General features: G+C 69.7%; 11 protein-coding genes. 5 read left to right on the top strand and 6 right to left on the bottom strand.

All coding sequences use genetic code 11. The annotated features are described in order from the left end of the window. Together AX685_RS10470 and AX685_RS10465 are read left to right on the top strand one after the other, a co-directional pair. The coding region (locus AX685_RS10470) for a TldD/PmbA family protein (RefSeq protein WP_066488315.1) at positions 1-1,303 on the top strand (1,303 nt) is incomplete at its 5' end. Continuing rightward, positions 1,296-2,078 (top strand): 3'(2'),5'-bisphosphate nucleotidase CysQ, encoded by a 783-nt coding sequence (locus AX685_RS10465; protein ID WP_082740791.1) that lies wholly within the window; start codon positions 1,296-1,298, stop codon positions 2,076-2,078. The genes AX685_RS10470 and AX685_RS10465, both read left to right, overlap by 8 nt. A gap of 15 nt (positions 2,079-2,093) precedes the next feature. On the opposite strand, the gene AX685_RS10460 is transcribed toward AX685_RS10465, so the two are convergent. Genes AX685_RS10460 through gnd form a run of 4 tightly spaced genes read right to left on the bottom strand, consistent with a single transcriptional unit; the run spans position 2,094 to position 4,991 of the window. Further along, on the bottom strand, positions 2,094-2,426 hold the full coding sequence (locus AX685_RS10460) for a hypothetical protein (RefSeq protein WP_231738778.1): 333 nt from the start codon (positions 2,424-2,426) through the stop codon (positions 2,094-2,096). A 25-nt stretch (positions 2,427-2,451) separates the two neighbouring features. After that, positions 2,452-3,198 (bottom strand): HAD-IIB family hydrolase, encoded by a 747-nt coding sequence (locus AX685_RS10455; protein ID WP_066488313.1) that lies wholly within the window; start codon positions 3,196-3,198, stop codon positions 2,452-2,454. Then, entirely contained in the window at positions 3,199-4,005 is an 807-nt protein-coding gene (locus AX685_RS10450) for a Cof-type HAD-IIB family hydrolase (protein ID WP_066488311.1), read from the bottom strand. Next, on the bottom strand, positions 4,005-4,991 hold the full coding sequence (gnd, locus tag AX685_RS10445) for a phosphogluconate dehydrogenase (NAD(+)-dependent, decarboxylating) (RefSeq protein ID WP_066488308.1): 987 nt from the start codon (positions 4,989-4,991) through the stop codon (positions 4,005-4,007). The genes AX685_RS10450 and gnd overlap by 1 nt, the downstream gene beginning before the upstream one ends. A 130-nt stretch (positions 4,992-5,121) precedes the next feature. Between gnd and wecB the strand changes: the two genes are divergently transcribed. The 3 genes from wecB to AX685_RS10430 all read left to right on the top strand — a co-directional run bounded on the left by wecB (position 5,122) and on the right by AX685_RS10430 (position 8,436). Continuing rightward, entirely contained in the window at positions 5,122-6,255 is a 1,134-nt protein-coding gene (gene wecB, locus AX685_RS10440) for a non-hydrolyzing UDP-N-acetylglucosamine 2-epimerase (RefSeq protein ID WP_420542548.1), read from the top strand. After that, complete coding sequence (wecC, locus tag AX685_RS10435; RefSeq protein ID WP_066488306.1) at positions 6,239-7,558, top strand: UDP-N-acetyl-D-mannosamine dehydrogenase; 1,320 nt, start codon at positions 6,239-6,241, stop codon at positions 7,556-7,558. Before wecB ends, wecC begins: the two co-directional genes overlap by 17 nt. Before the next feature lie 98 nt (positions 7,559-7,656). Then, complete coding sequence (locus AX685_RS10430) at positions 7,657-8,436, top strand: sulfite exporter TauE/SafE family protein (protein WP_082740788.1); 780 nt, start codon at positions 7,657-7,659, stop codon at positions 8,434-8,436. Here AX685_RS10430 and gloA read toward each other — a convergent pair whose 3' ends face one another. Together gloA and AX685_RS10420 are read right to left on the bottom strand one after the other, a co-directional pair. Beyond that, positions 8,437-8,937, bottom strand: a complete 501-nt coding sequence (gene gloA / locus AX685_RS10425) for a lactoylglutathione lyase (protein ID WP_066488304.1) — start codon at positions 8,935-8,937, stop codon at positions 8,437-8,439. It lies immediately after the preceding gene. A 10-nt stretch (positions 8,938-8,947) separates the two neighbouring features. After that, the coding region (locus AX685_RS10420) for an Ohr family peroxiredoxin (RefSeq protein WP_066488302.1) at positions 8,948-9,234 on the bottom strand (287 nt) is incomplete at its 5' end.

Below are 9,234 nucleotides of genomic sequence, written 5' to 3'. Positions count from 1 at the left end.
CCGCCGTGCCGTCGCTGCCGGGGCGGACGCCGCCGATGCGGTCTTCGCCGCCCATGCCTCGACCGAGGTGTCGGTGCGGCTCGGCGCGCTGGAGGATGTCGGCCGGTCGGAGAGCGAGGATCTGGGGCTCCGCGTGTTCGTCGGGCAGCGGTCGGCCAGCGTCTCCACCTCCGATCTGTCCGCCGACACGATCGCCGCGCTGGTCGATCGCGCGGTGGCGATGGCGCGCGAGGCACCGGAGGATCGCTATGCCGGCCTCGCTCCCGCCGAGCGGCTGATGCACGGCGCGCCGCCCGCGCTGGACCTGGCCGACCGCGGCGATGTGACCCCCGCCGAGTTGCGCCATGCGGCACAGGCGGCCGAGGACGCCGCGCGCGCCGTCCCCGGCGTCACCAACAGCGAAGGGGCGGGCGCATCCGCCTCGTCCAGCGTCTGGGCGCTGGCGACCAGCCACGGCTTTGCCGGCGCCTATGCCACCACCGGCTACGGCCTGTCGGCCAGCGTGATCGCGGGCGAGGGCGGCGCGATGCAGCGCGACTATGGCTTCCACTCCGCCCGCCACCGCGCGCATCTCGACGCCCCCGATGCGATCGGGCGGCTGGGGGGCGAACGCGCGGTGGCGCGGCTCGACCCCGCACGCGTGGCCAGCGGGCCGATGCCGGTAGTGTTCGATCCGCGCGTCGGCGCCAGCCTGATCGGGCACCTCACCTCCGCCATCTCCGGCCAGGCGATCGCGCGGCGCACCAGCTTCCTGCTCGACGCGCTGGGCACGCAGGTGTTCGCGCCGGGCGTGACGATCCGCGACGATCCACACCGCCCGCACGGCCTGCGCTCGCGCCCGTTCGACGGCGAGGGGCTGCCGGTGTCGCCGGTCGCGCTGGTTGCGGACGGGATGCTGGAAACCTGGCTGCTCGATTCAGCCTCCGCCCGGCAACTGGGGCTGGAACCCACCGGCCACGCCGCGCGCGGCATCGCCGGCGCGCCGGGGGTGTCGACCAGCAACCTCTACATGGAACCGGGCAAGGTGCCGGTCGCCACCCTGCTGTCGGATATCACCAGCGGCGTCTACGTCACCGAGCTGATCGGTCAGGGCGTCAATCCCGTCACCGGCGACTACAGCCGCGGCGCGGCCGGTTTCCTGATCGAGAACGGCGTCATCACGCGCCCGGTGGCGGAATTCACCATCGCAGGTAATCTGACCGCGATGTTCGCCGCGCTCACCCCCGCCAACGACCTGGAATTCCGCCACGGCGTCAACGTGCCGACGCTGCGGGTCGAGGGGATGACCGTCGCCGGTGGATGACCGCCCGGGCCTTGACGATGCGGTCGCGCAGGTCTCGCGCGAGGCGGCGCAGATGGCGTTCGCCCGCTGGCACACCGATTTCGCGCGCTGGGAAAAATCGCCGGGCAGCCCGGTGTGCCAGGTCGATCTCGACGTCGACCGCTTCCTCCATGCGCGGCTGTCGGCGCTGCTGCCCGATGCCGGCTGGCTGTCGGAGGAAACTGCCGACCATCCCGACCGGCTGGCACGCGGGCGCGTGTGGGTGGTCGATCCGATCGACGGCACCCGCGACTATATCCGCGGGCGCGCCGGCTGGTGCATCTCGGTCGCGCTGGTCGACCATGGCCATCCGGTGATCGCGGTGCTGGATGCGCCCGCCCGCGGGGAAGTGTGGCGCGCGGCCGCGGGGCGCGGCGCGACGCTGGCGGGGGCGGCGGTCCACACCGGCAACCGCGCGGTCTTCCCCGGATCGCGCGTGCCGGTCGATGCGCTGCCCAAGGCGGATCGCGAGCTGGTGGCGGTGGAAAAGCCCAATTCGATCGCGCTGCGGATCGCGATGGTCGCCGCCGATCGTGCCGATCTGGTCGCGACCCTGCGCTGGGGCAACGAATGGGACATCGCCGCCGCCGTCCTGATCGCCAGCGAGGCGGGAGCACGGGTCAGCGACGCGCTGGGTGCGCCGCTGATGTTCAACAAGGCCGATCCGCGCGCCTATGGCGTATTGGTCAGCGCGCCGGGCATCCACGACGCCGCCGTCCACCATCTGGCCGCCCGCGCGCGCGCCGCGATCGGCTGAGGCGCGCGCGGACGATCACTTGCGCCCGCGCAGGTCGCGCCGCCCCATCGGACGCAGCCGCACCGCCAGGCAGATAACCGTCGGCCAGAACATCGTGTGGATCACGTCGCTGATCGTGTCGGGCCAGCGCCAGCTGCCATAGTGCATCCGGTCGAGGATCTCGTTCACCGCCTCCGCCGCCGCCACCACCGACAGGGGCACCAGCGTTCCGAGCGAACGCCCGGTGGCGATCCGCGCGACGATCAGCACCGCCATCCCGGCATGGATGTGCAGCACCGTATCGGGCAGCCCGGTGCCGTCGCCGATCCACCAGATGAATTTGGCCCACAGCCCCGGCGCATCGATCACCGCGCGCTCCCCCCGCCGCGTCCGATCATTTCTGGCAGGCGACGATCGCGGTGACGACGCTGATCGTCTCCTGCGGATCGCGGACCTTCACCGTATCGACGCCCGCTTCCTTGGCCGGATAATCGTTGCCGCCAGGGAAGATCGCGTCGCCGAGGAACAGCATCTCATCCAGTGCGAAGCCGCTGGCCTCCGCCAGCTTGCGGAGACCATATCCCTTATCGACGCCCTCGCGCGTGATGTCGATCGACGTCGCGCCGCCCATGTTGATCGCCAGCCCCGGCAGACGCTTGCGCAGGTCCGCCTGAATCACCTTGCGCTTGGCGAAATCGGGGTCCCAATGTTCCTTGGCCTCCAGCGGCGCTTCCTGCCCCAGCGCGGAAAAGGTGATCTGGCTGCCGCGATCCTCGATCCGCTCGCCCCACGTCTGCTCGGGGGTGAAGCCGGTTGCCTCCAGCGCTTCACCGAAGGCATCGATGATCTTCGTCTTCTCGGCGTCGTCGAACAGCTCGGCATAGACCGGCTTCCACGCGCCCTCCTGGTGCGTGTACAGCTTCGTACCGGTCGTCGGCATCAGCCACAGCCGCGACAGATCGGCGCGCGCCGGCAGCCGGCTGGCGACCTGCTTGTCGAACTGCGGCCAGTCCCCGCCGGAGATCACCGCGACATCGGCAACGCCCAGGAGGTCGGCCAGCGTCTCGGCCATGTCGTCCTTGAGCGCCTGCTTGCTGAGCGCCAGCGTGCCGTCGAGGTCGAAGGCCACGAGTTTCTTCATTCACTGTCTCCGGGGAAGGATGAGGGTATCGATGGCGTGCGCGACGCCATCCTGGGTATTGGCGCGGGTGACCTCGGCCGCGGCGGCCTTCACCGCATCGGGAGCATTGCCCATCGCGATCGACAGCCCGGCGCGCTTCAGCATCGGCAGGTCGTTGGCCTGATCGCCGATCGCGGCGGTATCGGACAGCGAGACCCCCACCGCATCGGCGAGCGCGGCGATGCCGTCGCCCTTGTTGGCCTGCTTCGCGGTGACGTCGAGGTAATAGGTCTGGCTCTGCGCCACGGTCGCGCGGTCGCCGATCGCGGTGTGGACGCGCGCATACAGCGCGTGGAGCGCATCGGCATCGTCGCTGACGAAGGTGATCTTGTCGGCGCGGTCCAGCAGCGCGTCGGGATCGTCGGTCACTTCCGGCTCCTGCGCCGATGCGCGCCGCTCGCTGGCGGTGTGCGGGCCGTCGGGATCGTCCGCGTACCAGCGGTCGCCCGTGAAGACCCAGGTCGCCACCTCGCTCTCGCGCGCCAGCATCATCGCCTCGCGCGCGGCATCGGCGGGGATGGTGACGTGGCGGACGATCGTGCCGTCGCGGCGGAACACGATCCCGCCGTTGAACGCCGCCACATCGCCGTCCAGCGCCAGCGTGTCGAGCAGCGGGCGCAGCCCCGACATCGGCCGCGCGCTGATGATCGAGAAACCGATCCCCGCGGCGCGCACCCGCGCCACCGCATCGATGGTCGCGGGGGTCAGGTTCTTGTCCTTGTCGACCAATGTGCCGTCGACATCCGACACCAGCAGGCGGATCGCCATTATTGCGGCATCTCGACATGCCCGCCGAAGCCGAAGCGCATCGCCGACAGCACCTTTTCCCCGAACGTATGCTCGACGCGGCTGCGATAGCGCGCGAACAATGCGGTGGTCAGCACGTTGACCGGCACCGCCTCCTCCATCGCCGCCTCGATCGTCCACTGGCCCTCGCCCGAATCGGCGACATTGCCGCTGAACCCGTCGAGATGCGCGTCCTTTGCCAGCGCCAGCGCGCTGAGGTCGAGCAGCCAGGACGAGATCACGCTGCCGCGCCGCCACACCTCGGCGATGTCGGCCAGGTTCAGGTCGTAGCGTTCGCCCTCTGGCAGATGCCCCGACGCCTTGCCCTTCAGCACGTCGAACCCCTCGGCATAGGCCTGCATCAGCCCGTATTCGATGCCGTTGTGGACCATCTTCACGAAATGCCCCGCGCCCGCCGGGCCGGCGTGGATATAGCCCTTTTCCGCACGCGGATCGACCGCGTCATTACCGTCGCGCCCGGCAGTGCGCGGGATCGTGCCCGCCCCCGGCGCCAGTGCGGCGAAGATCGGGTCCAGCTGGCGCACCACCTCGTCGGGGCCGCCGATCATCATGCAATAGCCACGCTCCAGCCCCCACACCCCGCCCGAGGTGCCGACGTCGACGAAATGCATTCCCTTGTCCGCCAGCGCACGGGCGTGGCGAATGTCGTCCTTGTAGAAACTGTTGCCGCCGTCGATCACGACATCGCCCGCCGCGCCATGGTCAGCGATCGCGGTGATCGTGGTGTCGGTGATCTCGCCATGCGGCAGCATCACCCACCAGATCGCGGGGCTGCCGGCCTTGCCGCGCGCATCCTCCAGCGAGGTCGCGGCGATCGCGCCCGCCTCCGCCAGCTTCGCCACCGCGGCCTCGTCGCGGTCATAGGCAACGATCTCATGCCCCGCCTGCAACAGCCGGCGTGCCATGTTGCCGCCCATCCGGCCCAGCCCGATCATCACCAGTCGCATTATGCCAATCTCCTCGCTCGCGCGCTCAATCACCGGCGCCGGGCGCAGGTTCCCGCCACCCCTTGCGCGCAACCCTCACGCCGGCTGCGCTAAACCAGATCGCAACCTACCCCCGGATAGGACGGCCAGCGTGATCCACAAGCCCCACATTCTCGTCGTGTTCGGCACGCGGCCCGAAGCCATCAAGATGGCCCCTGTCGTCGCCGCGTTACGCGCGCGTGACGGGCTGGACGTCAGCGTCGCGGTCACCGCGCAGCATCGCCAGCTGCTCGACCAGGTTCTGGCGATCTTCGGCATCGTCCCCGACGTCGATCTTGACCTGATGCAGGCGGGCCAGTCGCTCGACATGCTGGCGGCGCGCATCCTCACCCAATTCGGCGCGACGCTGGACGCGCGGCGGCCCGATCGCATCCTGGTCCACGGCGACACGCTGACCTCGATGGTCGCGACGCTCGCCGCTTATTTCCGCCAGATCCCGGTCGGCCATGTCGAGGCGGGGCTGCGCAGCGGCAACATCTACTCCCCATGGCCGGAAGAGGCGAACCGCAAGGTGACCGGGGTGATCGCCGACCTGCACTTCGCCCCCACACCGCAGGCCGCCGCCGCCCTGCGCGCCGAAAACGTGCCCGGCGCCGCGATCCACGTCACGGGCAATACCGTCATCGACGCACTGCTGGCGATGCGCGACCGGATCGCCGCACAGCCCGCGCTGGCCGCCGGACTGGACCCGCTGGCGGCGCGCTTCGCCGGCCGGCGGATCGTCGCCGTCACCTCGCACCGGCGCGAGAATTTCGGCGACGGCATGGCGCAGGTCGCCGCCGCGATCGCGCGGATCGCCGATCGGCCCGACGTGGGTGTCATCTTTCCCGTCCATCCCAACCCGGCGGTTCGGCCGGTGATGGAAGCGGCACTGGGATCGCACCCGAACGTCGCGCTGATCGACCCGCTCGACTATCCGCATTTCGTCCGGCTGATGGCGATGAGCGCGGTGATGCTCACCGATTCGGGCGGGGTGCAGGAAGAAGCCCCCAGCCTGGGCAAGCCGGTGCTGGTGATGCGCGACACCACCGAACGGCCGGAAGGGGTCGCGGCGGGCACATCGCAGCTGGTCGGCACCGATCCCGATACGATCGTCAACCGAATGTTCGCTCTTCTCGACGATGACACCGCTTATGCCGCCATGGCCCAGGCGCATAACCCTTATGGCGACGGGCAGGCGGCGCAACGCATTGCAAGGATCGTGGACGATGCCCATCGACGCTGACACTGCCACCGGCGCACCACTGGGCGCGGTCGTCATGGGGCTGGGCTATATCGGCCTGCCGACCGCGGCGGTGATCGCGCGCGCGGGCGTCCCGACGCTGGGCGTCGACGTCAATGCCGATGTCGTCGCGACCGTCAATTCGGGCCGCGTCCATATCGAGGAAGTCGACCTGTACGGCCTGGTGCAGGGCGTCGTCGGGCGCGGGCTGCTGCGCGCCTCGACCGCGCCCGAGCCGGCGGATACGTTCATCATCGCAGTGCCGACCCCGTTCCATGACGATCACCAGCCCGATGTCAGCTACGTGCTGGCCGCCGCGCGCACGATCGCGCCGGTGCTGAAGAAGGGCGATCTGGTGATCCTCGAATCGACCTCTCCGGTGGGCACCACCGAACAGGTCGCCGGCCTGATCGCGCAGCTGCGCCCCGACCTGTCGGTGCCCGGTCGCGGCGGCGCGGGCGCGGCCGACCTGTTCATCGCTTACTGCCCGGAGCGGGTGCTGCCCGGCCGCATCCTGATCGAATTGATCGACAACGACCGCGTCATCGGCGGCATCACACCGCGCTGCGCCCGCCGTGCGATGGGCTTCTATCGCCAGTTCGTGCGCGGCGCGTGCCTGACCACCAACGCGCGCGCGGCGGAGATGGTGAAGCTGGTCGAGAACAGCTACCGCGACGTCAACATCGCCTTCGCCAACGAACTGTCGGTGATCGCGGAGAACCTGGGCATCGACGTGTGGGAGGTGATCCGCCTTGCCAACCGCCACCCGCGCGTGTCGATCCTTCAGCCCGGCCCCGGCGTGGGCGGGCATTGCATCGCGGTCGACCCGTGGTTCCTGGTCGCGGGCGATCCCGACAACAGCCGGCTGATCCGCACCGCGCGCGAGGTGAACGACGCCAAGACCGACTATGTCATCGGCCGCGCGATCCGCCTGATCGAAAAGCTGCCCGACGCGCGCATCGCGTGCCTGGGGCTGGCGTTCAAGCCGAACATCGACGATTTCCGCGAAAGCCCCGCGCTGGAAGTGGCGACCGCGCTGGCGCGGCGTTTCGGGGATCGCATCGCGCTGGTCGAACCGCACGCGCGCGCGCTGCCGGCGGCGTTCGACGGCACCGGAGCGGCGCTGGTCGATCTCGACACCGCGCTGTCGGAATGCGACGCGATGATCGTGCTGGTCGATCATGACGTCTTCCGCTCCGTGCCGCTCGACGAACGCGCCGACAAGCTGGTGTACGATACGCGCGGTCTGTGGCCCGATCAGCCGCGGCTGTCGGCGTGGGAAAGCCTTCTCGCCCGGGCCGCGTGACCCACCCCCACCGCATCTGCGGCGTGCGATAGCTTTTCTGCCATTGCGCCGCCGCGCCGCGCGGCGCACATCCCGCGCCGCAACAACGGGGGCATGACGTGGACTGGCTGAGCACGCTGGCGGGCTTTCTGGTCGGCATGATCGTTGGGGTGACCGGCGTCGGCGGCGGATCGCTGATGTCGCCGCTGCTGATCCTGCTGTTCGGGGTCGCGCCGGCGACCGCGGTCGGCACCGACCTGTGGTTCGCCGCGATCACCAAGATGGCCGGCGGCGCGGTCCACCATCGTCAGGACAATGCCGACTGGCAGATCGTGAAGCGGCTGTGCTGGGGCAGCCTGCCCGCGGTCGGGCTGACCTTGTGGTGGCTGTGGAGCCACGGTCAGAAGGCCGAAAGCAGCGGGCTGATCGTGCGCACGCTGGGGATCGCGCTGGTCCTGTCGGCGATCGCGACGCCGTTTCGCGGCGCGATCGCGCGGCGCTTCGCGCGGGCCGATGGCCCGCTCGCCGATACGATGCTGCGCTGGCAGCCGGCGCTGACGGTGGCGGCTGGCGCGCTGCTCGGCACGCTCATCACGCTGACATCGGTGGGCGCCGGCGCGCTGGGCGCGACGCTGCTGCTGATGCTCTATCCGTTCCGCCTGACCGCGCGGCGGCTGGTCGGGACCGATATCGTCCATGCCATTCCCGTCGCGCTGATCGGCGGGATCGGCCATGCGGTGATCGGTAACATCAACCTGCCGCTGCTGGGCTCGCTGCTGCTCGGGTCGATCCCCGGCGTCGTGCTGGGCGCGCGGCTGACCGGATATCTGTCGGAACGGGTGGTCGCGCCGGCGCTGGCCGTCGTGCTGCTGATCGTCGGAGTCCGCCTGCTGCTGTAGCTACAGCGCGGCGCGCATGCCGTTGGCGGACAGGATCTCGATCCAATAGCCGTCAGGGTCCATGATGAACGCGATATCCTTCATCGCGCCGTCCTGCGGCCGCTTCTTGAACCGCACGCCCAGTTCCTCGAACCGCGCGCACGCCAGCGCCACATCGGGCACGGAGATGCCGATATGGCCGAAGCCGCGCGGTTCCTCGTTCCCGCTGTGATAGCCAGCGAAACCGGGGTCGCTCTCCGTCCCCCAATTATGCGTCAGTTCCAGGGTGGTCGAGCGGTTGAAGATGAACGCCGCGCGTTCCGCCGGGTCGGCCGGCACGCTCTCGCCCTCTTCCAGAAAGGACAGGAAGAACAGCGAGAAGCGCATGTCCGCGAAATCCAGCCGCTGGAGCAACGTCATGCCCAGCACCTCGCGATAGAAGGCCAGCGACGCGTCAGGGTCGCGGACCCGCAGCATCGTCTGGTTCAGGACGAACCCTTCGGTTCCGGGGGTGCGGGGCATGTCGTCTCCGTCAGGCAAGCATCAGCGTGACGTCGACGTTACCACGGGTGGCGTTCGAATAGGGGCAGATCTGGTGCGCCGCGTCGACCAGCTGTTGCGCCTGTTCGCGGTCCACCCCCGGCAGGTCGACGGCCAGGTCCGCCGTAATGCCGAACCCGCCCTGCGAACGCGGCCCGATGCCGACGGTTGCATGGACGGCGACGTCGTCGGGCACCTTCACCTTCAGCTGCTGCCCGGCCACCTTCAGCGCGCCGATGAAGCATGCCGAATAGCCCGCGGCGAACAGCTGTTCGGGGT

The organism is Sphingomonas sp. CCH9-F2 (genome assembly GCF_001556735.1).
In the GTDB taxonomy this organism is placed as follows: domain Bacteria; phylum Pseudomonadota; class Alphaproteobacteria; order Sphingomonadales; family Sphingomonadaceae; genus Sphingomonas; species Sphingomonas ginsenosidimutans.
Note: the sequence above shows the minus strand (reverse complement) of the source record. Positions and strands in the feature narration are given on the sequence as shown.

What these genes read in the sequence shown, in the direction of transcription:
- AX685_RS10455 (WP_066488313.1), bottom strand. Translation starts at nt 3,198, where the DNA reads ATGAAGAAACTCGTGGCCTTCGACCTCGACGGCACGCTGGCGCTCAGC.
- AX685_RS10450 (WP_066488311.1), bottom strand. Translation starts at nt 4,005, where the DNA reads ATGGCGATCCGCCTGCTGGTGTCGGATGTCGACGGCACATTGGTCGAC.
- gnd (WP_066488308.1), bottom strand. Translation starts at nt 4,991, where the DNA reads ATGCGACTGGTGATGATCGGGCTGGGCCGGATGGGCGGCAACATGGCA.
- wecC (WP_066488306.1), top strand. Translation starts at nt 6,239, where the DNA reads ATGCCCATCGACGCTGACACTGCCACCGGCGCACCACTGGGCGCGGTC.
- gloA (WP_066488304.1), bottom strand. Translation starts at nt 8,937, where the DNA reads ATGCCCCGCACCCCCGGAACCGAAGGGTTCGTCCTGAACCAGACGATG.